The organism is Sphingobacterium paucimobilis HER1398, from assembly GCF_000416985.1.
Taxonomy (GTDB): domain Bacteria; phylum Bacteroidota; class Bacteroidia; order Sphingobacteriales; family Sphingobacteriaceae; genus Sphingobacterium; species Sphingobacterium paucimobilis.
Genome location: NZ_ATDL01000016.1, coordinates 249,160 through 270,788 on the forward strand (window position 1 = coordinate 249,160; position 21,629 = coordinate 270,788).

Below are 21,629 nucleotides of genomic sequence, written 5' to 3' on the forward strand. Positions count from 1 at the left end.
CAAACAGAGAAAGAAATGGCAAGATATACAGGACCTAAGTCCAAAATTGCACGTAAATTCAGAGAACCAATTTTTGGCCCTGATAAAGCATTAGAAAAAAAGAATTATCCTCCTGGACAACATGGTCCATCTAAAAGAAGAGGAAAGCAATCTGAATACGCTATTCAGTTGTTAGAAAAACAAAAAGCTAAGTATACTTATGGTGTTTTAGAGCGTCAGTTCTCTAACCTATTCGTAAAAGCAGCTGCGAAGCAAGGTATTACAGGTGAGAACTTCTTGAAATTATTAGAAGCTCGTTTGGATAACGTAGTATACCGTTTAGGTATCGCAACTACCCGTGCCGCTGCTCGTCAGTTAGTTTCACACAAGCATATTACTGTTAACGGTAATGTCGTTAACATTCCATCATATAGCATTCGTCCAGGTGATGTCATCGCTGTTCGTGAGCGCTCACAAGCATTAGAGGCTATCTCTAATTCTGTAGCGGGAAGAACAATCAACAAATACGGTTGGTTAGAGTGGGACGCTAAAGGATTGACAGGTAAGTTCCTGACATACCCAGAGCGTGCTGATATTCCTGAGAATATTAAAGAGAACTTAATCGTAGAGTTGTACTCTAAATAATAATTAATAGCTATGCATAATTCCTTTCATGATAAAGGAGTTATGCATATGCTGTTAAGATACACATTGTTGAAAAATATTAAAATATTATAAATGGCAATTTTAGCATTTCAAAGACCGGATAAAGTTATCATGCAAAAATCTACAGATTTTGATGGTACTTTCGAATTTCGTCCATTAGAGCCAGGTTTTGGTGTTACTATTGGTAATGCTTTACGCCGTATTTTATTGTCCTCTCTAGAAGGATATGCAATTACGTCGGTAAGATTTTCGGGCGTGTCACACGAATTCTCTACGATTAAAGGTGTAGCGGAAGACGTAACTGAGATTATCCTTAACTTGAAACAAGTTCGTTTTCAGAAGACAGGTGAGCAAGGTGACAGCGAGAAGATTTTTGTAGTTATCAATGGTCAAGAACAATTCAAAGCTGGTGATATCACTAAGTTTTCTAACAACTTTACTGTATTGAATCCAGACTTCGTAATCTGTAATATGGAGAGCTCTGTTACTATTGAAGTAGAGTTGTCTGTTGCTAAGGGACGTGGTTACGTAAATGCAGAAGAGAATAAAGTAGTTGATGGACCTGTAGGACTAATCGCTATAGATTCTATCTACACTCCGATTAAGAATGTCAAATATACTATTGAAAACTACCGTGTAGAGCAAAAAACTGACTACGAGAAATTGTTGTTGGATATTTCTACAGATGGTTCAATTCACCCAGAAGATGCTTTGAAGGAAGCAGCTCGTATTCTTATACAACACTTTATGTTGTTCTCTGACGAGAATATGTTGTTGGAGTCTCAAGCTAAGGAAGAAACTAAAGTTGTTGACGAAGAGATCTTACATATGCGTAAGGTTTTGAAAACAGAGTTAGTTGATTTAGATCTTTCGGTACGTGCATTGAACTGTTTGAAAGCGGCGGATATTCGTACTTTGGCTGAGTTGGTAACTTACGACGTAGCTGATATGTTGAAGTTCCGTAACTTTGGTAAAAAATCTTTAAGTGAAATTCAAGAGTTGGTTAAATCGAAAGGTTTATCATTCGGAATGAACTTGTCGAAGTTTAAACTAGACGAAGAATAATAATAAATAAAATAAAGCGACCTGTTGCGTAATTCCTCTTTGTCATATCTGATCTTTGAGTTAGGAGCAGATAATACATAAGAACGGTACGCACGAAAAAACACTAAGAAAATGAGACACGGAAAAAAAGTAAATCACTTAGGCCGCACTGACAGTCACCGTAAGGCGATGTTAGCTAATATGGCGACTTCATTAATCAAACATAAACGTATCACTACTACTTTAGCAAAAGCTAAAGCATTACGTACTTACGTTGAGCCGTTGATTACAAAATCTAAAAACGATACGACACACTCTCGTCGTACGGTATTTGCTTACTTAAAAGATAAAGAAGCTGTAACTATTTTGTTCCGCGAAGTGTCTGAGAAAGTAGCTACACGCCCAGGAGGTTATACTCGTATCATTAAGATGGAGAACCGTTTAGGCGATAATGCTGAGATGGCTTTCATCGAGTTGGTAGATTACAACGAAGTTTATGGCAAAGAAGCTAAAGCTGAGAAGAAAACTACTCGCCGTCGCGGTGGTGCTAAGAAAAAAGGCGCTGAAGGCACAGAGGTAGTAGAAACTGCTGTTGAAGAAGTAAAAGCTGAAGAAGCTGCTACTACGGAAGAAGCTCCTGCTACAGAAGAGAAAAAAGACTAATTTTTTCAATTCTAGATATAAAAGCCTATCATCAGCGATGATAGGCTTTTTTTTGTTCTTTTTTTCGAATATTTTAAAACGTTTTTTCATAGTGTATTAAGTATGTCTTAACTATATTTGTACACAGTTTTTTATCAACCTTAAATAATATCAGGCTCATGAATTTGTTTGATGTTTACCCTGTCAACCCAATTAATATCGTGAGAGCCAAGGGCTCAGCTGTTTGGGACGCTGAAGGTAACGAATATTTAGACTTGTATGGAGGTCATGCAGTCATATCAGTAGGGCATACGCACCCGCATTATGTTCATTCGATTACATCCCAACTTAATGAAATTGGCTTTTATTCCAATTCTATTGAGATTCCAATTCAGAAGCGATTAGGGAAGTTGCTGGGGGAGGTTTCTGGCAAGGAAGATTACGCCTTATTTTTATGTAACTCTGGAGCCGAAGCTAATGAGAATGCTTTGAAACTCGCTTCGTTCCATACAGGGAGGAAGAAAGTAATTTCATTTTCTAAAGCTTTTCATGGCCGTACATCATTGGCTGTAGCAGTTACAGACAATCCGGCTATTGTAGCCCCGGTTAATCAGACAGATAATGCTGTGTTCTTACCCTTTAATGATGAGGAAGCCTTATCTGATGCATTTTCTGCTTATGGTAACGAGGTCGCTGCTGTCATTATCGAAGGTATTCAAGGTGTTGGTGGTATACGTGAAGCCTCTGTTTCATTTTTACGACTGATTAGACAATTATGTGACGAGTTTGGAGCTACATTTGTAGCTGATTCGGTACAATGTGGTTATGGAAGAACGGGTATTTTTTATTCCCATGACTACGCCGGTATAAAGGCGGATATCTATACGATGGCCAAGGGAATGGGAAATGGATTTCCTATAGGTGCGATTAGTATTTCTCCCAAATATAAAGCTTCTTATGGCTTGTTAGGGACAACCTTCGGCGGAAACCATTTAGCTTGTGCAGCCGCCGTGTCTGTTCTGGAAATCTTTCAAGCAGAGAGTTTAATGGATAACGCACGAGTGGTGGGTGAATACTTGATTTCCGAATTAAAACGATTCGATAAAGTTAACGAAGTGAGAGGTAGAGGGCTTATGATCGGAATCGACCTTCCTGTCGAGCTATCTAATGTGAAGAAGGGTTTGCTGACCAAGAATCGTATTTTTACAGGAGAGGCAAAGCCTAATGTTATCCGTATTCTTCCAGCTCTGAATATAGACAAAGCGATTGCCGACAGGTTTTTAGAAGCCTTGGATGAAAGATTGAAAGAAGCATAGTTAGGGACTTTTCGTAATAATAATTATTTTTAGAAGATGAAGAAGTTTTTTTCCGTTGAAGACGTCGATAGCCTAGAAGAAGTTGTACAAGAAGCACTTCAGTTAAAGGCTAATCCTAATGCTAATGAATCGTTAGGTAGGTATAAAACCTTAGGCTTGGTATTTTTAAATCCGAGTCTCCGTACCCGTCTTAGTACCCAGAAGGCAGCCATGAATCTAGGGATGAATGTGATGGTGATGAATATGGATAAAGATGGATGGGCTCTAGAGACGCAGGATGGTGTCGTTATGAACGGTACTACTGTGGAACATATACGTGAGGCGGCGGCCGTAATGGGAGAATATTGCGATATTTTAGGGTTGCGTAGTTTTCCTTCTTTGAAAGACAAAGAAGCAGATTATAATGAAGACCTGTTCAATAAGTTTATCAAGTTCTGCGGTGTTCCTGTCGTTTCATTGGAAAGTGCTACGAGACACCCTTTGCAGAGTCTGACAGACCTTATAACGATTACAGAGTATAAACAGGTCGATAAACCTAAGGTTGTTCTAGCTTGGGCTCCACATGTGAAAGCATTGCCGCAAGCTGTGGCTAACTCCTTCGCCGAATGGATGTGCAAGGCACAGGAACAAGGCCTAGTAGAATTTACGGTAGCACATCCTGCTGGTTATGAGCTCGCCGATAATTTTACCAAAGGTGCCACAATTACAAATAATCTGAATGAAGCCCTCTCGGGAGCAGATTTTGTATATGTAAAGAACTGGTCTTCCTATAAGGAGTATGGCGAGGTGTACCCGGTTTCGGAAGACTGGATGATGAATAACCAAAAGCTGTCATTGACAAATGACGCAAAGGTTATGCATTGTCTACCTGTACGCAGGGATTTGGAATTGTCATCAGAAATATTGGATGGACCAAGCTCCTTGGTGATTAAAGAGGCAAGTAATCGGGTATGGGCCGCCCAAGTTGTTTTGAAGCGGATGTTGGAAAGTTTGGAAAAATAGCCAAACGCGGACAGCTGTTTTTAGTTTTTGACTTTTAAATTTAACTATGTCGAATAGTACATTGAATATTATTAAGATAGGGGGCAATGTAATTGATGATGATATTCAGTTAGAGGCTTTTTTAGAGAAATTTGCCGCTATACCAGGTAAAAAGATTTTGGTACATGGGGGCGGAAAAATTGCCACTCGCCTAGGTTCTAGGTTGGGGGTCGAAGCTAAATTGGTCGAAGGAAGAAGGGTTACTGATAAGGAGATGCTGGACGTTGTTACTATGGTGTATGCCGGGTTGACGAATAAAAGGATCGTAGCCAGTCTGCAAAAGTATCAGTGCGATGCGATAGGCCTTAGTGGGGCTGATGGAAATGTTATCAAGTCAATCAAAAGACCGGTAAAGGATATTGATTATGGTTATGTAGGAGATATCTTGGTCGATTCGGTAAATGTGCCAGCGATAAAGAAATTTTTGGAGGCTGGATTTACTCCAGTTTTTTCTGCGATCACTCATAACGGTAACGGACAGTTGTTAAATACCAATGCAGATACGATAGCCTCCGCATTATCTACTTCCTTATCAGGATTGTATGATGTTTCGTTGATATATTGTTTTGAAAAGAATGGGGTGCTATCGGATGTTCTAGATGACAATTCGGTTATCGAGACGATTGCAATGGAGCAGTTTGAAAATTATAAAGCGAATGGGATTATCAGTGAGGGAATGATTCCCAAGTTACAGAATGCCTTTGACGCTATTAATAAAGGAGTAAAATCCGTATATATTGGCAATGCCACTAATTTGCATTTATTTCAACAGCAAAAATTTGGCACACGCCTAATTATAAAGTAATCAACCTAATCTTATTTAATATGAACAAGCTCACTATCATAGGTTCTGGTAATATTGGTTTTTCCCTTGCGAAGGGATTGGTGAAAACAGGCTATTATCTCCCTGGAGAAATTGTACTAACGAGACGTTCTATTGCTGCTTTGGAAGAAGAGAGGTCTCTTGGCTTTGGAATAAGTAACAATAATAGGGATGCGATTCAGGGGGCAGATGTTATTGTATTGTCCGTACTCCCGCAACAGATTAGAAAAGTGATGGAGGAGATTGCGGGAAGTCTGACGAAAGATCAGCTTGTTATCTCTGTCGCCTCGGGCGTTTCTTGTCAAGATGTTAAGGCGATATTAGGCGAGGACTGTACTGTAGTACGTGCCATGCCAAATACAGCAATAGCCATTGGGCAATCGATGACTTGTATCGCTACTGACAATGCTTCTAGCGATGCTATTGCTACAGTAGAGCGTATTTTTGAATCTGTAGGTTCAGTTGTCGTGATTAATGAGGAGCTGATGACATCTGCTACCGCGCTATGTGCTTGTGGTATAGCCTTCTTCCTTCGCGCTATACGGGCCGCCTCTCAAGGAGGTGTTGAGATTGGCTTTCATGCACATGATGCTTTAAAAATGGCTATACAAACTGCGAAAGGAGCTGCGGATTTACTGCTTCAGACTAATAGTCACCCAGAGAGCGAAATTGACAAAGTAACCTCCCCAAAAGGTTGTACTATCGCCGGGTTGAATGAGATGGAGCACAATGGACTTAGTTCAGCGTTTATAAAAGGTATTAAGCTTTCCGCATTGAAAGCAGGTGGACTTTATAATGAATAAAGCGATAGATTCATTGGTCGATGATAGTATGTTGCTACTATCTCAATTGGTGGCTACGCCTTCTTTTAGTCGGGAAGAGCACACCACAGCTACGCTTTTGGTGACTTTTCTTGAAGAGCGAGGTGTTACGGATGTAAAGCGTATTGGTAATAATGTCTTGGTTTATAATAAGTTTTTTGATGTCGATAAGCCTACTGTTTTACTAAATTCACATCACGATACTGTAAAGCCGAACCCTGGTTATACGAATGACCCTTTTTTAGCTATAAGAAAAGAAGGCAAATTGTACGGTTTAGGAAGTAACGATGCGGGAGGGTGTCTAGTTTCTCTAATCGCTGCTTTTTTGTTCTTCTATGAACAAGAGGATTTAAAGTATAACCTGTGCCTAATAGCTTCTGCTGAAGAGGAAATATCTGGTAGAGATGGGATTGAAGAAGCGTATAAACACGTTGTATGTTGTGATTTTGCTATTGTCGGCGAACCTACTTTGTTGGATCTAGCTATTGCGGAGAAAGGACTGATGGTCTTGGATTGTGTAGCACATGGGGAATCCGGACATGCGGCGCGTGAAGAAGGAATAAATGCTATTTATAAAGCATTTGAGGACATCAATTGGTTTAGGACATATCAGTTTTCTAAGGAGTCTCAATTTTTGGGACCTGTTAAGATGTCTGTGACAATGATTGATGCAGGTACACAGCATAATGTTGTGCCTGCGACATGTAGATACGTTGTAGACGTGCGTACAACCGATGTTTATCAGAACGAAGAGGTACTAGATATCATTCGAGAGCATGTTGGATCCGAAGTAACTCCTAGGTCAACTCGATTAAATCCTTCGACGATCGCTTTAGAGCATCCCATAGTACAGTCAGGATTAAAGTTGGGGTGTAAAGTGTATGGCAGTCCCACAATGAGTGATCAGGCTTTATTGCCCATTCCATCTGTAAAAGTTGGCCCCGGCGACTCCGCCCGTTCACATACCGCGGACGAATATATATACGAATATGAAGTTGCGAAAGGAATAGAATTCTATATTCAGTTGTTGGAGGAGGTGATTCTTTAGATATTTATTAAAATAAGGGCTTGTTGAATCAGCTTTTAATAAAAAAGAGGGAACCAATAGTTCCCTCTTTTTTGCGCTATATACTTATATGTTCTCTTGTGCCATGGCTTGTTTATAAATAGCTTTTTTGCGCTGTGTTCGCTTGGCTACAGATTTCTTGACGTAAGCCTGGCGCTCACGCAGCTCTTTTATTACCCCTGTATTGTTGAATTTCTTCTTTAAGCGTTTTAATGCGCGATCCAAAGATTCTCCTTCTTTTACATGTACAATAATCATTTCCTAATATACCTCCTTTCTTTCGCTTTAAATGATGAACTAGGAATATAACCTTTTAAAGGGACAATTACAAATTGTTTGGTAAATCCATATGCTTTTGTACAGTATCTGGGGCGATGGTATCTAGTGGGGGCTTCGGCTGCAGACGGTTATAGAGTGAACTGTACTAGAAGCCACCTCTAGCAAAAACCACTTGGTAAAAAAAAGAAAAACGCACTATTATTTAGGTAGTGCGTCTTTTTTATAGGTAATGAAAGCTTAATAATACTCTTCTTTATTGGAGCTGATCCAATAAGTTATTCCAGCTGACTAAGTCTCCAATTATAGTTCTTAATTGGTCAATAGCAACGCGTTCTTGCTCCATGCTATCACGATGGCGGATAGTTACCGTGTTATCTTCCAGTGTCTGATGGTCTACGGTGATACAGTAAGGTGTCCCGATAGCATCTTGGCGACGATAACGCTTACCAATAGCATCTTTCTCATCATACTGCATATTGAAGTCCAATTTCAACTTGTTCATAATTTCCCTTGCTTTTTCCGGTAGTCCATCTTTCTTTGTTAATGGAAAAATAGCGGCCTTGACCGGAGCTATTGCAGGGTGGAACTTTAATACAACTCTGGAGTCTTGTTTTTCCTCGGTCGAGAGATCTTCGTGTACTAAAGAGTTCGCAAACACTGTTAAGAATAAACGATCTAACCCTACGGATGTCTCGACGACATAAGGGATATAGTTCTGGTTAATCTCAGGGTCGAAGTATTGCATTTTTTTCTTCGAAAATTCCTGATGTTGTTTTAGATCGAAATCTGTACGGGAGTGGATACCTTCCACCTCTTTAAAGCCGAAAGGAAAATCATATTCTATATCCACAGCAGCATTAGCATAGTGTGCCAGTTTTACGTGATCGTGGTAACGATATTTGGCAGGATTGGAACCTAATGCCAAGTGCCATTTTAGACGTGTTTCTTTCCATTTTTCATACCATTCCAGCTCTGTGCCCGGACGTACGAAAAACTGAAGTTCCATCTGTTCGAATTCGCGCATGCGCATAATAAATTGACGGGCAATGACTTCATTACGAAAGGCCTTGCCAATCTGTGCGATACCAAAAGGAATTTTCATCCGACCTGTTTTTTGGACATTCAGAAAATTCACAAAGATACCTTGTGCTGTCTCCGGACGTAAATATACCTGCTCAGCACCATCTGCCATAGCTCCCATTTGGGTAGCAAACATCAGGTTGAATTGTCTGACTTCGGTCCAGTTCTTGGTGCCAGAAACAGGGCAGACGATATTATGTTCTTCTATAATAGTTTTAAGACGTGGCAAATCATCAGCATTAAGGGCATCATCCAGATCCTGTTGAAGTTGTGCTGCTTTATCTGATTTGCCGTCTTTTTCGTATCGGTCAATCTTATCTTCGATAAGCTGATCTGCACGATAACGCTTTTTAGAATCTTTATTGTCGATCATCGGATCGTTAAACCCATCTACGTGTCCGGATGCTTTCCAGATCGTAGGGTGCATGAAGATAGCGGAGTCTATACCTACTATGTTTTCATTTAACTGCACCATGGATTTCCACCAATAGGTCTTTAGGTTGTTTTTTAACTCAGCACCTAGCTGACCATAATCGTACACAGCACTAAGGCCATCATAGATCTCACTCGACTGGAATACAAAACCATATTCCTTGGCGTGAGATACTATATTTTTAAATAAATCGTCTGTTTGCTTACTCATGATAAACAAATATAGATAAAGGTTACCAAAGCGGCAAAAGTTGAGAAGATTATGGCAGAAATATTAATGATCGTATAAATCAAGAATCTGCTGTGACGCATTCTTGTTATCCACTTTCTTGATGATATGTTCTATTTTTCCTTTTTCATCGATGACAAAGGTAGTTCGAGCTGTGCCCATATATTTTTTACCATACATATTTTTCTCTACCCATACGCCATAGTCATTGACTATCTTCTGGTCTTCGTCTGCTAACAGATTAAAGGGAAGTTCGAATTTACTGATGAACTTTTGATGGGACTGTTCACTATCGATACTAACCCCCAATACTTCGAATCCTTTACTCAGCAACGATTGATAATTGTCTCTAAAATTACATGCTTCTGTAGTACAGCCTGGTGTATTATCTTTGGGGTAGAAATATAGGATGATCTTCTTTCCGCTAAAGTCGGATAGATTTACGATTTCTCCATTTTGATTCTTAGCTTGAATAGCGGGAGCCTGATCTCCAATTTTCAATTCTGACATGTCTTATAAATTTAATAGGCTAACTACCTAAAGTATGAAATCTTATTTAATAAAACTAGCTTCGTATACCTTTTCATTGTCTTTCCAATCTTTGACAACTAGTTTAAACTTATGTGTACCCTTAGCTAGAGAGGAGTCAAAAGTATGCCATAGATGACGGTTCTTAGAGTCATATTCCATCAACACCCATTTGTCGTCAATATATCCATGGAAAGATTGTATGCCGGAAAGATTGTCGGTGATGGTAAAGTCGATCTTTCGCTGGGTAGCGACGTTCTTCCCAGGCGTAAGATTACGTGACGTGATTATCGGTGCAATTGTATCAACAACGACGTAAAAGCTTCCAAAATTACGGGTATTGACCGATACCCATCCGTTTTGAAAACTTCCGCCCTCAGCTCCGTTTTCTAACGATGCTATTAAAGCTTTACTTTGTAGGTGTGTAGGTAGGGTGGTCGGTTTTATAGCCAGATTGTAAGATTGGAATACAGGAATAAGATTATTATGAATCTTGTGCACAATGGAGTATCCATTGGCCGGTGTTGGCGCTGTACCGTATTCGAAATCCAAGTCATCATAGAGTACCTTTACAGGAATATTGACTTTTACGTCATTACGCTCAAAGGAATTCACTTTATCATATTTCAAGAATTGTGTCCCTGTAGCTTTGTAAGTAACGTTTTTTGTACTTCCTGTATTTTCAATTTTAAAATTCAGTTCACTACTATTTCCAGCAATATCCTTGACTACATACTTAGCATCGTATATTTTGTTTTCCTGAAGTTCGAATCCTCTCTTTTCAGGAAGTGTTTTGAAGATTTCTATAGGGTTTCCAGGATCCTTAAAGCTTTTTTGGATTTTTACCTTTGTTTTTTTCCAGTAGGGGTAATCAATATAAGAATGTATACCCCGGGAGCTATTAAAGTCCAATTCTTCAAATAATACGGTAGATACGGACTTGCCGTCAATAAATAGTTCTATAGAATAGACACCATTTTGGAACCCACCATTCCGATGTCTATCTACTGTGCTGATGCCGAGCCCAAACAGGCCATTCACAGATAGAGGAGAAGTCTGTGTTGGGGTGTACACACCAGCTCGGATAGCCTTTACAGCAATTGGTTTTCGAGGCGTGTGTTCGTTGAATAAGGGGGCACTCAAGTCGTAAAGCATAATACTGTTGATCGTGGGCTTAAAGTTGTCGTTAAATTTTAAGCCAAACAACTGTGGATTGAGCGGATTTTGACTTTTGGTATCCCTTATCTCAAAATGGAGATGTGGGCCGCCAGAGCCTCCGGAGTTACCAGTTCGACCAATAAGCATACCTTTGCTGATGACAACCTGGTTTCTGTTTAAAGTGATATCGACATCAAAGCGCTGTTGTTTATATTGCTCTGCACGAACGATATTGGTTAGCACTTCGTTGAAGTCTTCCATATGTAAGTATACCGTAGTATAACCATTAGGGTGGTCAATGTAAACCGAATTACCCCCACCGCCTATCTGTACCCGAACACGTGATACATAACCTTCAGCAGCAGCGTGGAGCGGTAGTCCCGTCCGTTGCTGTGTCCGATAGTCATCACCTGCATGAAAATGTGTCGAACGTAACTCGCCGAATGTACCTGATGCATCCATAGCGATGTTGAGTGGGTTACGAAAATACCCCTGAGGATAATTGCGTGAAGTAATAATATCCTTACTCTGTCCAATAGATGCACCGGTCTGTAGGAAAAGAAAGAAAATCAAGTAAAATATCTTTCCCATACTATTATTTGATAAGTGTCGAAAACATTAATTTGTCTGCTAGAAATCCTTCCAGTTTATCCCCAATAACTACAGGACCTACACCTGCAGGAGTACCGGTATAGATTAGATCACCTTTTCGTAGGGTTATATATCTGGAAATAAATGTGATTAAAGTGTCGATATCAAATATCATATCAGCCGTGTTGCCCAATTGTACGACTTCTCCGTTTTTGGTCAGGGAAAAAGTAATAGCGTTTAGGTCTGTAAAGTTTTCTTTAGGCAAAAGCGGACTTATTACTGCGGAATGATCAAAGGACTTAGCAAGTTCCCAGGGAAGTCCTTTGGATTTGAGTTGGGATTGTAAGTCGCGGGCAGTAAAGTCGATCCCTAGCCCGATAGCGTCATAGTACTTATGAGCAAATTTTTTAGCCACGTGTTTGCCTTCGTTACAAATACGTACCACGAGTTCACACTCATAATGAATATCTTTTGAAAAGTCTGGGATGTAGAAGTCTTTATTGTCTTTGAGTACTGCGGTATCGGGCTTTAAGAAGATAACAGGTTGATCAGGTACAGGGTTGTCGAGTTCTTTGGCATGATCGATATAGTTGCGGCCTACTGCGATGATTTTCATATGTAAATAATTTTTCTTTAATGGCCATCCGTCAGTCGACGGACTTATCTGTTTTATTTAGACATTCGTATGCGATCTCCCAATACTTAGTTATGGGCGATTCTATACAGGATGATTAATTTTCTTGTTCGCAAGAAAATCTACATAAACAAACTTAACCAAAATTGATTTTATATCCAATAAATGCTTTGACGGAGTACCTAGCTGCGGGTACATATGCGAAAATAGAGTGTTAAATTACTTTTGCTAAAACGTTTTTCTGATTAAAATACTTAAATTAGATTCTAGGTTTCAAATATTATGAACAGAAGAACAGCATTAAAACAATTTTTTATTCTTGCAGGAGGTCTTATGATAGCTTCTTCTTGCGCAGGGGAAACAGGAGGTGCCTCTATTGAGCTACGAAATATCGTACTGTCTGCCGATGATGAAGCGCTTATTGGTGATTTAGTGGAGGCTATTATTCCCAAGACGGATTCACCCGGAGCAAAGGAGCTGAATTTGCATCTTTTTGTAATGAGAATGCTGGACGATTGTCATAGTCGTGAAGATCAAGATGCTTTTATCAAAGGATTGAAAATGGCTGCCAAAGCGAACTTAAATACAGAATCTGCCCACTTGGCTTATCTACAGACTTTAAAAGAAGACATTTTTTTCGATATTCTCAAAAAGCGGACTCTACAGGGCTATCTTAACTCGGAGTACATTATGAAAAACAAGTTGATTTACGAATTGGTTCCTGGTCATTATGATGGAGCGGTAAAAGTTAATACATAATAGCATATGATAAACCTAAATATTGACTCTGCGAAAGATAGAACTTACGATGCTATTGTAATTGGTTCAGGCATCAGTGGCGGATGGTCCGCTAAAGAGCTTTGTGAAAGAGGCTTGAAAACGTTGGTTTTAGAACGGGGCCGGGACGTAAAGCATATCAAGGATTATCCCACCACAAATATGTATCCTTGGGAGTTTGAACATCGGAATGAATTACCTTATCAAGTTAAAAAAGATAACCCAATTGTGAGCAAATGTTATGCATTTCATGAGGATGCAGCACATTTTTTTGTGAAGGATCAAGAGCATCCTTATATCCAGGAAAAGCCTTTCGATTGGATTAGAGGGTATCAAGTCGGGGGTAAATCGCTCCTATGGGCGAGACAGACGCAGCGTTGGTCTGATTTTGATTTTGAGGGGCCTGCTCGTGATGGGTTTGCTGTTGATTGGCCCATCCGCTATGCTGATCTAAAACCATGGTATGATCAGGTAGAGCGATTTGCAGGGATTGCAGGAGATAAGGATGGTTTGCCCGAACTGCCCGATGGTGAGTTCCTGCCGGGGTATCCGCTAAATGTCGTAGAGAAATATTTTAAGAAATCCATTGAGGGAAAGTATCCCGAACGGAAGATCATATCTGCCCGATGTGCTCATATATCCAAGCCACAACCTATACACATCCAACAAGGTAGGACGCAGTGTCAAAATCGTGTCCTTTGCCAACGAGGATGTCCGTTTGGTGGATATTTTAGTTCCAATTCATCGACTTTACCTTGGGCCGCTAAGACAGGTCACATGACGTTGCGCCCCGATTCTGTGGTTCGTTCGATTTTGTACGATGAGCACAAAAAACGGGCGATAGGCGTAAAGGTAATCGATCGTAATACCAAAGAGGAGATAGACTTTTTTGCTCGTGTTATATTTGTAAATGCAGGAGCAATAAATACGAATCTGCTACTTTTAAATTCAATTTCCAATCGTTTTCCCAATGGTATAGGCAATGATAGCGATACTTTGGGTAAGTATGTCGCTTTCCATAATTATAGTGCACGGGTATATGCAGAGTATGAAGGATTATTGGATTATAAAACAACTGGCAGAAATCCTGCGGGTGGGGGCTATATGCCTCGTTTCCGAAATCTATATAAGCAGGAGACAGATTATTTGAGAGGTTATGCTGCAGGCTTTGGAGCTTGGCGTTCGGCTGTAGCCGATCAATCTGGATTAGGAAATGGATTAAAGGAATCGTTGTTGAACCCCCAATTGGGCAATTGGGGAGTAGGATCGCATATGATGGGAGAGACTATTCCTAAAGCGACTAACTGCGTCACATTGGATGCCCAGAGTAAGGATGACTGGGGAGTTCCATTGTTAAAGGTCTCGATTGATTATGATGAGAATGATGACAAGATGAAAAAGGACTATCTCGACACTATGGAGGAGATGTTCAAGGTCGCAGGTTTTAGTAATATTCGTAGGGACGAGGCCTGGCAGGCCCCTGGATTGGATATCCATGAAATGGGAGGCGTACGAATGGGAGCGGATGCGAAGACCTCTATGTTGAATAAGTGGAACCAGATGCATGCCGTATCAAACGTATTTGTAACTGATGGAGCTTGTATGACCTCTACTTCTACACAAAATCCATCCTTGACATACATGGCATTCTCTGCTCGTTCTGTAGACTATGCGGTTCGTGAGATGAAAAAAGGAAATCTATAAGTAGATACTAAAAAAAGCGCTGTACAGAATTCTGTACAGCGCTTTTTATTCTTAAAGACTATAGATTAAATATCTACTGTAGCATCCATTTCGAAGTCTTCGTGTTTTAGATGTACGATTTCCATAGACTTTTCGTAGTTTGTCGATTTCTTCGAAAAGAAGTCATGCTGTGTCGTCTCTGTATTCAAGCCATTCAATACGATAGGGTTGACCTGTTTTACTTCGAATATAGGATCAAAACCAAGATTCATCAAGGCTTTATTACCATTATATCTAACATATTCTTTGACTTCTGACGTCAATCCTACTACTGTATAGAGCTCTTCTGTATATTTGATTTCGTTTTCGTAAAGTTCATTAAGAAGATTCAGGAAACGTTGTTTTACTTCTTCTTTATTAGGCAATTTGGCAAAGACCTCTTGAGCGATCAATCCTACGAATACACCATGTATCGATTCGTCCGCTACGATTTTTTTGATGATATCTGCAGAAGCTACCATTTGTCCCTGTCCACACAGCCAAAGTGGTAAAAAGAATCCAGAATAGAATAAAAATGATTCCAACAGTACTGATGACGCCAATGCCATAAACAGCTCCTCGTCGCTTGGATTTTTCTTGTCTATACCCCGATAGTGTCTATCGATCGTATTGGCTTTGAATTGTAAAAATTTGTTCTGTGATACCCAACCAAACACATCGTTGATCTCGTTGGTGGTGGATACTGTAGTAAATATAGTCGAATATGATTTAGCATGTATAGCCTCCATCATACACATATACGAAAGCACCGCCTTATTCTGTAGCGAGTCGATATGATCTATAATCTTAGGCATACCGGTGTGACTCTGTAGAGTATCTAGTAATGTCAATCCTCCCAGTGCTTTTTTATAACACTCTTTCATATCCCAGCTTAGACCCTTCCAGCTGTCGATATCTTTAGATGGAATATATTCAGTGTCAATCCAGAACTGTTTGATATTTTGCTCCCAGAACATGAGGGCGTAATCATTATCCGGTGTATTCCAGTTGACGGCGGTAAATTGTTTGTCCATGTACTACTAAAAATTATCATTGTTGAGCTCGCTAAAGCTCCGTTAAAGACTAAAAACAGGAGAAGGCTTGTTCTCGCTTTCTCCCGATTTGTTATGTTTTATTTTGAGCAATGCTCTTCAGTCTGTAATCTAATTACGCTGAGCAGGAGATACACTCTTCGATTGTTGATTTTCGAGTACGTGTATAATATAAAGACTTTAAGCCTAGTTTGTGTGCGTAGATATAATACTTCGCCAAATCCCGTGTGCTATCCTTAGAGTTGGTGTGAAGAATAGTAGATACCCCCTGATCGATGTGACGTTGGATGACAGAAATCAGTTTTAGAACCTTCATCTGATCCATGTCATAGGCCGATTTGAAGTAGAAGTAGTTATCATTTGTCAAATAAGGCATAGGATAGTAAGTCGTGCTATCTCCATACTCACGTACTTCGATGATATCTACGATAGGCATGACCGAAGCAGTAGCGTTCATAATGTAAGAAGTAGACTGGTTAGGAGCAATCGCCAAGCGGTAAGCATGGTAGATACCGTGCTCTGCAACCTGTGCTTTTAGATTTTCCCAATCTTCAACTGTAGGGACATGTATACCTTCAAATAGTTCTTTAACCTTATCTGTTTTTGGTAAGTAATCTCTGTCTAAGTATTTGTCGAAGTATGTTCCGTCCGCATAAGCTGATTTTTCAAAGCCAACAAATGTTCTTCCACGCTCTTTAGCTATTTCCATAGATGCTTCTAGGGAATAGTAATTCATAGCCATGAAAAATGTATTCGCAAAGTCCAGTGCCTCATGTGATTCGTACATGATAAAGCTCTTTGCTAAGAAACCATGTAAGTTCATCGCTCCTAATCCTACAGAATGTAGTTCGCGGTTTGCTTTGGCTATCGAAGGTACCATCTCGATATCTGTTACGTCGGTTACGACAGTAAGTGCGCGCATCGCCGTTTTTACAGTCTCTTTGATGCGTTTATTGTCCATCACGGTAGCAATGTTCAATGAACCAAGGTTACAGGAAATACCGTAACGGATAGTATCCTCCTTACCATAAATATTAATATCAGATACTTCAGATATCTGCATGATTTCAGTACATAGGTTGGAGAATTTTACCCGACCCAAGCCATTCAATGCATGTGCTTTATTCGTGTTTTCTTTGAAGAAAATGTAAGGATATCCCGATTCTTTCTGTGTCTGTGCAATCTTCACCAAAAGGTGACGGGCATTAATTTTCTTTTTCTTAACATTAGGATTCGTAATCAACTCATCATACATGGCATCCATATCCATTTCATCTAGATACTGACCATATTCTTGCATGACTGTATGTGGATAGATCAAATAAGCCGGTTCATCTTTTTCGGCAAGTTCCATAAACTTATCAGGTACGATGATACCTATCGAAAGAGATTTGATGCGTACTTTTTCGTCCACATTGATTTTCTTACAATCCAGGAATTCTTCGATATCAGAGTGGAATATATTCAGATATACCGCTCCGGCACCTGGGCGCTGTCCCAATTGGTTGGCATAAGAAAAAGTGTCTTCCATGATTTTCATAATCGGCAATACACCTCCCGCACGTCCATCAACACCTTTTATTGCTTCACTACGACCACGGATCTTAGAAATATTGAAAGATACACCACCACCTATAGAAGATAATTTCATGGCAGAATCCACTGCGTAGCCTATTCCATTCAGGTTATCTCCGATTTCATCCAGGAAACAAGAGACTAATTCGCCAGAACGTTTCTTTCCAGCGTTCAAGAATGTCGGGGTAGCAGGCTGATACTCTTGATTGATCATTATTTCAGCATACTCAATAGCCTTTTGTACACCTTCTTCACGGGCCAAGAACAACGAGACCGCAACAACACGGTCTTCATAGCGTTCTAGAAACTTTTCACCAGAGTCGTCACGTAAGGCATAGCTTTGGAAAAACTTAAACGCAGCCATGAAAGATTCGAAGCGGAATTTTTTAGCGTATACATAGTTGAATACCTCTTCCATTTCTTCGAATGTAAACCATTGATAGAAATTAATATAGTAGTTATGCTCTACTAAATAATCTATTTTCTCTTTAAGGTTGTAAAAGAAAACAGTATTCTTGTTTACATACTCTAGGAAATATGCTCGTACAGCCTCTTTATCTTTATGAAGGCTATACTCGTCATCATGTTTGATCATGATTTCGTTATTAAGCAATATCCAGTTTTTTGCTACCTCGTTTGCTATCATAGTATTGATTCTTAATTATTTCTATAAATTGATTTATATCTTCCATTGTACCCGATAGCTCAAATTTGAAAGCTAACGGAACATCATACATTGCAGATGCCTTGTCCGCTGCTACTGCAAAGTTTCTACCCCAATTGCGGTTCCCGCTAGAGGTCACAGAAAATAACCTGTTACTGTTTTGTGTTAGGAATTCTTCCGTCAATGGCGGGATCTTTCCAAAATTTGTTGTAAATGTGACCAAATGTCCAGATTCTTCGACAATCATGTCCTTTTGAATCTTGATGGCCTGCCATCCCGTAATCTGTACTACTTTGTCAATGAAGCGTTGTACATTTCCGGTTTTGCTGTCAAAATATAAATGTATCATAATCCTGTCTTTTTATGATTACTTTTATCTGTTACTGCGCAATAGCTTCTTCCAGTTCTTGCGGCTTGAATCCTATTATACGGTGTTGTATCTCTTCACCATTTAGGACAATTACTGTAGGTACTGTACGTACCTTAAACTTAACAGCCAATTCAGGTTCATCAAACGGATTAACTCTTTCGTACGAAATACCCTTATTATCTAAGTAAGCCGACACTTGATCGCATGGGACGCAATCGTTTTTCTCGAATTTAATGATTCTTGCCATGTTATATTAAGTTTGGTCGAAAACTACTTTCCTTCATAGTAAAAAAATAGTTTATCGAAGTGTAAAAAAAAACGCTGATCGTGAGATAGTGACAATCTCAACAGGAACAAATATCCTACATTTTAATCCGGAGAGGTAGTCATACTTTTCCACACTCGAACAGGAAAGACCTTCAAAATGCTTGTGGTAGAGCGGTAGTTTTGGTAATTTGCTGTTATACAGTTGTTAATCTATGTTGATAACTTTAAAATCCCTTTTGTCAACATAAATCTACAACACTAAATTACCTGTTTTTAATGTCAAAAAAAATATGATATTGGTGCTAATATCGATAAAAATATGTATATTATATGTCCCGTTTTTTGCCCGAGTACAAATAAGAATCATTAAGTTTACAGACCAATATGTATTATGATGAAAGCACCTAATTTATTTTTATCGAATCCTCGTCGTCATTTTATGTCACGTGTGGCGAGGACAATGTTATTTGTCTCCCTCTTTGGCTTTTTTGCGGAAGGATATGCCCAGGAGAATATCACTTTTCAAAAGCCGTCTTCCGAAATTTTGGCCTTGGCCGCTTATCAACGTCCGCCTGTTATTCGAATGAGCCCAAATAAAAAATGGGTGTTGTCTATGTATCGACCGACTTATAAAACCTTGGACGAGCTAGGACAAGAAGAGCTTCGTCTGGCCGGGCTACGTATAAATGCCAAAGCTGGTATCTCTAGTACGGAAACGTACTATGACAATCTTCGGTTAAAGTCTGTCGACGGAGGGCAAGAGTATACCGTGCGTGGTTTACCAGCACAAGCCCTGATAGCGAATGTCGGGTATTCATCAGACAGTAAGAAAATAGCTTTTACCCATACCAGCACACAGGGACTTTCTTTGTGGGTGATCGATGTGGAGAGCCGTACGGCCAAACAATTGACAGATTATGTTTTAAATGCTGTGCTCACTGCACCTTATACTTGGGTTCGTAATTCCAATGAGCTGTTGATCAGTAAACGTCCCACTGTGAGCAAGAGCTTAATCGATCACAGCAAGGATTTGCCTCAGGGGCCGGTGGTTTCTACAAGTGATGGAAATATATCGCAGTTAAGGACGTATCAGGATTTGTTAAAAAACCCGCAGGACGAACAAGATTTCGAAACATTAGCTACTTCAGAGCTTTTTTGGATCAATCTGAATGGTGAAGAACGTAAGTTTTTGTCTGCCGGGATGTATACTCAAAGTTCCCTATCACCAGATGAAAAGTATGTCTTGGTTTCTCAACTTAAAAAGCCGTTTTCCTATCTCGTGGGCTACAATTCCTTTCCACAGGAGACTTTTGTGTATAGCATTGATGGCGCATTAGTAAAGAAGGTAAACGAGACCCCGCTGTTAGAGATAATGCCAAAAGGATTTTCTTCAGTTCGTGCAGGAAAGAGATCGTTGGCTTGGCGATTGGATAAACCCGCTAATTTATATTTTGTGGAAGCTTTAGATGGAGGAGATGCGAACAAGGAATCCACATTCAGGGATGAACTTTTCGTATGGAACTTTCCTTTTGACGGAGCACCTAAGTCTATTATGAAGATTCAGGATCGTTTCTCCAGTGTTGTTTGGGGAAATGACAATTATGCTTTAGTCTCTTCGCAATGGTATGATACTCGGAATGTAAAAACCTTTCTCTTAAATCCTACGACCGGTCATAATCAGGTGATCACAGATCGCAACAGGCAGGATGTGTATTCCGATCCGGGTAATATCTTTCGGGACAAAAATAGCTTTGGAGTGTATACGATGTATATCAATAAGGACAGAGCCTATTTTGTAGGTGACGGTTTCACCAAGGAAGGGGAGTTTCCTTTTATTGATGAATTCAATCTTAAAACATTAAAGAAGAACAGGCTGTACGTAGCGAAGGCGTCAGACCTCCAAGAGCGTATAGCGCAGGTTATCGATATCACGAAAGGAGATATCTTGATTTCATTGCAGTCAGCAACGCAGTACCCTAACTTTTATCAAAAGAATATAAAAACGGGGAAGCAAGTCGCAGTAACCAATATTGAGAATCCATTCAAAACATTAGAGAAGGTACACAAAGAAGTGTTGAATTATACCCGCAATGACGGGGTTGCATTGTCTGGTACACTTTATCTTCCTGCCAATTATGATAAAAACGAAAAACTACCATTACTTATCTGGGCGTATCCACGTGAATATAAAGACAAGAATACAGCAGGTCAGAGTACAGCTAATCCGAAAGAATTCACTTTTCCAAGCTATGGTTCTTTTATCTATTGGGTATCGAAGGGCTATGCTGTCCTGGATAATGCGGCTTTCCCTATTGTAGGCGAAGGGCAGCAAGAGCCTAATGATACATTTATCCCGCAATTGGTAGCCAATGCAGAAGCTGCTATAAATGCTGTCGATAAACTAGGCTATATAGACCGTAAAAGAGTTGCGGTGGGAGGACACTCCTATGGCGCGTTTATGACTGCGCACCTATTATCCAACTCTAATCTTTTTGCGGCGGGTATTGCCCGTTCCGGAGCTTATAACAGGACATTGACTCCATTCGGTTTTCAGAGTGAGCAGCGCAATTTTTGGGATGATCCACAGCTTTATATGACCATGTCTCCATTCATGAGCGCCGACCGGATGAAGACACCAATGTTATTAGTGCATGGTGCAGCAGATAATAATCCTGGAACATTCACACTACAGACAGAACGCTACTTTCAAGCATTAAAGAACTTGGGAGCGCCTGTACGTATGGTGATTTTACCACGAGAGTCACATGGCTATGCTGCCAAAGAAAATATTTTCCATCTATTATGGGAGCAAGATCAGTTTTTGGAGAAATATCTAAAAGCAAAGAAATAATATATAAAGAAGGCTGTCCGAG

General features: G+C 39.9%; 21 protein-coding genes. 12 read left to right on the plus strand and 9 right to left on the minus strand.

Translation table 11 applies throughout. The features are described 5' to 3' along the window. Positions 1–15: 15 nt before the first annotated feature. From rpsD to M472_RS38105, 8 genes are all read left to right on the plus strand, one after another. Positions 16–624: a 30S ribosomal protein S4 gene (gene rpsD, locus M472_RS38070; protein WP_021071235.1), complete on the plus strand. Its 609-nt coding sequence runs from the start codon at positions 16–18 to the stop codon at positions 622–624. A gap of 93 nt (positions 625–717) precedes the next feature. Beyond that, positions 718–1,710 (plus strand): DNA-directed RNA polymerase subunit alpha, encoded by a 993-nt coding sequence (locus M472_RS38075; protein ID WP_021071236.1) that lies wholly within the window; start codon positions 718–720, stop codon positions 1,708–1,710. 111 nt (positions 1,711–1,821) lie between these two features. After that, positions 1,822–2,352, plus strand: coding sequence for a 50S ribosomal protein L17 (rplQ, locus tag M472_RS38080; protein ID WP_022829405.1), 531 nt, complete (start codon positions 1,822–1,824; stop codon positions 2,350–2,352). A gap of 158 nt (positions 2,353–2,510) precedes the next feature. Continuing rightward, positions 2,511–3,647: an aspartate aminotransferase family protein gene (locus M472_RS38085; RefSeq protein WP_021071238.1), complete on the plus strand. Its 1,137-nt coding sequence runs from the start codon at positions 2,511–2,513 to the stop codon at positions 3,645–3,647. A 36-nt stretch (positions 3,648–3,683) separates the two neighbouring features. Continuing rightward, on the plus strand, positions 3,684–4,649 hold the full coding sequence (locus M472_RS38090) for a Rossmann-fold NAD(P)-binding domain-containing protein (protein WP_021071239.1): 966 nt from the start codon (positions 3,684–3,686) through the stop codon (positions 4,647–4,649). Between the two features lie 46 nt (positions 4,650–4,695). Continuing rightward, positions 4,696–5,493 (plus strand): acetylglutamate kinase, encoded by a 798-nt coding sequence (gene argB, locus M472_RS38095; RefSeq protein WP_021071240.1) that lies wholly within the window; start codon positions 4,696–4,698, stop codon positions 5,491–5,493. 20 nt (positions 5,494–5,513) lie between these two features. Next, positions 5,514–6,314 carry a pyrroline-5-carboxylate reductase gene (gene proC, locus M472_RS38100; protein WP_021071241.1) on the plus strand — a complete coding sequence of 267 codons (801 nt, stop codon included), beginning with the start codon at positions 5,514–5,516 and terminating at the stop codon, positions 6,312–6,314. Further along, a complete protein-coding gene (locus M472_RS38105; RefSeq protein ID WP_021071242.1) occupies positions 6,307–7,380 on the plus strand; it encodes a M20 family metallo-hydrolase in 1,074 nt (357 codons plus the stop codon). Before proC ends, M472_RS38105 begins: the two co-directional genes overlap by 8 nt. A gap of 84 nt (positions 7,381–7,464) precedes the next feature. On the opposite strand, the gene rpsU is transcribed toward M472_RS38105, so the two are convergent. Then, positions 7,465–7,656 carry a 30S ribosomal protein S21 gene (gene rpsU / locus M472_RS38110; protein ID WP_021071243.1) on the minus strand — a complete coding sequence of 64 codons (192 nt, stop codon included), beginning with the start codon at positions 7,654–7,656 and terminating at the stop codon, positions 7,465–7,467. Between the two features lie 78 nt (positions 7,657–7,734). On the opposite strand from rpsU, the gene M472_RS46055 reads away from it, so the two are divergent. Next, positions 7,735–7,839, plus strand: coding sequence for a hypothetical protein (locus tag M472_RS46055; protein WP_449448516.1), 105 nt, complete (start codon positions 7,735–7,737; stop codon positions 7,837–7,839). Between the two features lie 91 nt (positions 7,840–7,930). Here M472_RS46055 and M472_RS38115 read toward each other — a convergent pair whose 3' ends face one another. From M472_RS38115 to M472_RS38130, 4 genes are all read right to left on the minus strand, one after another. Continuing rightward, the gene (locus M472_RS38115; RefSeq protein WP_021071244.1) at positions 7,931–9,400 is read right to left on the minus strand and encodes a glycine--tRNA ligase; all 1,470 of its coding nucleotides are present in this window, start codon (positions 9,398–9,400) and stop codon (positions 7,931–7,933) included. 63 nt (positions 9,401–9,463) lie between these two features. Further along, positions 9,464–9,928 (minus strand): thioredoxin-dependent thiol peroxidase, encoded by a 465-nt coding sequence (gene bcp, locus M472_RS38120; RefSeq protein WP_021071245.1) that lies wholly within the window; start codon positions 9,926–9,928, stop codon positions 9,464–9,466. Between the two features lie 42 nt (positions 9,929–9,970). After that, positions 9,971–11,695, minus strand: coding sequence for a M23 family metallopeptidase (locus M472_RS38125; RefSeq protein ID WP_021071246.1), 1,725 nt, complete (start codon positions 11,693–11,695; stop codon positions 9,971–9,973). Positions 11,696–11,699: 4 nt separating this feature from the next. After that, on the minus strand, positions 11,700–12,311 hold the full coding sequence (locus M472_RS38130) for a fumarylacetoacetate hydrolase family protein (protein ID WP_021071247.1): 612 nt from the start codon (positions 12,309–12,311) through the stop codon (positions 11,700–11,702). Positions 12,312–12,611: 300 nt separating this feature from the next. Here M472_RS38130 and M472_RS38135 point away from each other — a divergent pair, with 300 nt between their 5' ends. Both M472_RS38135 and M472_RS38140 read left to right on the plus strand, forming a co-directional pair. Next, positions 12,612–13,088, plus strand: a complete 477-nt coding sequence (locus tag M472_RS38135) for a gluconate 2-dehydrogenase subunit 3 family protein (RefSeq protein ID WP_021071248.1) — start codon at positions 12,612–12,614, stop codon at positions 13,086–13,088. A 6-nt stretch (positions 13,089–13,094) separates the two neighbouring features. Further along, positions 13,095–14,810, plus strand: coding sequence for a GMC oxidoreductase (locus tag M472_RS38140; RefSeq protein ID WP_021071249.1), 1,716 nt, complete (start codon positions 13,095–13,097; stop codon positions 14,808–14,810). Between the two features lie 65 nt (positions 14,811–14,875). Here M472_RS38140 and nrdF read toward each other — a convergent pair whose 3' ends face one another. The 4 genes from nrdF to M472_RS38160 all read right to left on the minus strand — a co-directional run bounded on the left by nrdF (position 14,876) and on the right by M472_RS38160 (position 18,736). Continuing rightward, positions 14,876–15,862 carry a class 1b ribonucleoside-diphosphate reductase subunit beta gene (gene nrdF / locus M472_RS38145; RefSeq protein WP_021071250.1) on the minus strand — a complete coding sequence of 329 codons (987 nt, stop codon included), beginning with the start codon at positions 15,860–15,862 and terminating at the stop codon, positions 14,876–14,878. A 133-nt stretch (positions 15,863–15,995) separates the two neighbouring features. Continuing rightward, positions 15,996–18,101, minus strand: coding sequence for a class 1b ribonucleoside-diphosphate reductase subunit alpha (gene nrdE, locus M472_RS38150; protein ID WP_021071251.1), 2,106 nt, complete (start codon positions 18,099–18,101; stop codon positions 15,996–15,998). After that, positions 18,061–18,468, minus strand: coding sequence for a class Ib ribonucleoside-diphosphate reductase assembly flavoprotein NrdI (nrdI, locus tag M472_RS38155; RefSeq protein WP_021071252.1), 408 nt, complete (start codon positions 18,466–18,468; stop codon positions 18,061–18,063). Before nrdI ends, nrdE begins: the two co-directional genes overlap by 41 nt. Positions 18,469–18,499: 31 nt before the next feature. Beyond that, a complete protein-coding gene (locus tag M472_RS38160) occupies positions 18,500–18,736 on the minus strand; it encodes a glutaredoxin family protein (protein ID WP_021071253.1) in 237 nt (78 codons plus the stop codon). Between the two features lie 411 nt (positions 18,737–19,147). Here M472_RS38160 and M472_RS38165 point away from each other — a divergent pair, with 411 nt between their 5' ends. Continuing rightward, entirely contained in the window at positions 19,148–21,607 is a 2,460-nt protein-coding gene (locus M472_RS38165) for a S9 family peptidase (protein WP_235049516.1), read from the plus strand. The last annotated feature ends 22 nt before the right edge of the window (positions 21,608–21,629 follow it).

Bases quoted from the DNA above. Each gene is read 5' to 3' on its own strand.
- rpsD (WP_021071235.1), top strand. From the start codon at position 16: ATGGCAAGATATACAGGACCTAAGTCCAAAATTGCACGTAAATTCAGA.
- M472_RS38075 (WP_021071236.1), top strand. From the start codon at position 718: ATGGCAATTTTAGCATTTCAAAGACCGGATAAAGTTATCATGCAAAAA.
- rplQ (WP_022829405.1), top strand. From the start codon at position 1,822: ATGAGACACGGAAAAAAAGTAAATCACTTAGGCCGCACTGACAGTCAC.
- M472_RS38085 (WP_021071238.1), top strand. From the start codon at position 2,511: ATGAATTTGTTTGATGTTTACCCTGTCAACCCAATTAATATCGTGAGA.
- M472_RS38090 (WP_021071239.1), top strand. From the start codon at position 3,684: ATGAAGAAGTTTTTTTCCGTTGAAGACGTCGATAGCCTAGAAGAAGTT.
- argB (WP_021071240.1), top strand. From the start codon at position 4,696: ATGTCGAATAGTACATTGAATATTATTAAGATAGGGGGCAATGTAATT.
- proC (WP_021071241.1), top strand. From the start codon at position 5,514: ATGAACAAGCTCACTATCATAGGTTCTGGTAATATTGGTTTTTCCCTT.
- M472_RS38105 (WP_021071242.1), top strand. From the start codon at position 6,307: ATGAATAAAGCGATAGATTCATTGGTCGATGATAGTATGTTGCTACTA.
- rpsU (WP_021071243.1), bottom strand. From the start codon at position 7,656: ATGATTATTGTACATGTAAAAGAAGGAGAATCTTTGGATCGCGCATTA.
- M472_RS38115 (WP_021071244.1), bottom strand. From the start codon at position 9,400: ATGAGTAAGCAAACAGACGATTTATTTAAAAATATAGTATCTCACGCC.
- bcp (WP_021071245.1), bottom strand. From the start codon at position 9,928: ATGTCAGAATTGAAAATTGGAGATCAGGCTCCCGCTATTCAAGCTAAG.
- M472_RS38125 (WP_021071246.1), bottom strand. From the start codon at position 11,695: ATGGGAAAGATATTTTACTTGATTTTCTTTCTTTTCCTACAGACCGGT.
- M472_RS38130 (WP_021071247.1), bottom strand. From the start codon at position 12,311: ATGAAAATCATCGCAGTAGGCCGCAACTATATCGATCATGCCAAAGAA.
- M472_RS38135 (WP_021071248.1), top strand. From the start codon at position 12,612: ATGAACAGAAGAACAGCATTAAAACAATTTTTTATTCTTGCAGGAGGT.
- M472_RS38140 (WP_021071249.1), top strand. From the start codon at position 13,095: ATGATAAACCTAAATATTGACTCTGCGAAAGATAGAACTTACGATGCT.
- nrdF (WP_021071250.1), bottom strand. From the start codon at position 15,862: ATGGACAAACAATTTACCGCCGTCAACTGGAATACACCGGATAATGAT.
- nrdE (WP_021071251.1), bottom strand. From the start codon at position 18,101: ATGATAGCAAACGAGGTAGCAAAAAACTGGATATTGCTTAATAACGAA.
- nrdI (WP_021071252.1), bottom strand. From the start codon at position 18,468: ATGATACATTTATATTTTGACAGCAAAACCGGAAATGTACAACGCTTC.
- M472_RS38160 (WP_021071253.1), bottom strand. From the start codon at position 18,736: ATGGCAAGAATCATTAAATTCGAGAAAAACGATTGCGTCCCATGCGAT.
- M472_RS38165 (WP_235049516.1), top strand. From the start codon at position 19,148: ATGATGAAAGCACCTAATTTATTTTTATCGAATCCTCGTCGTCATTTT.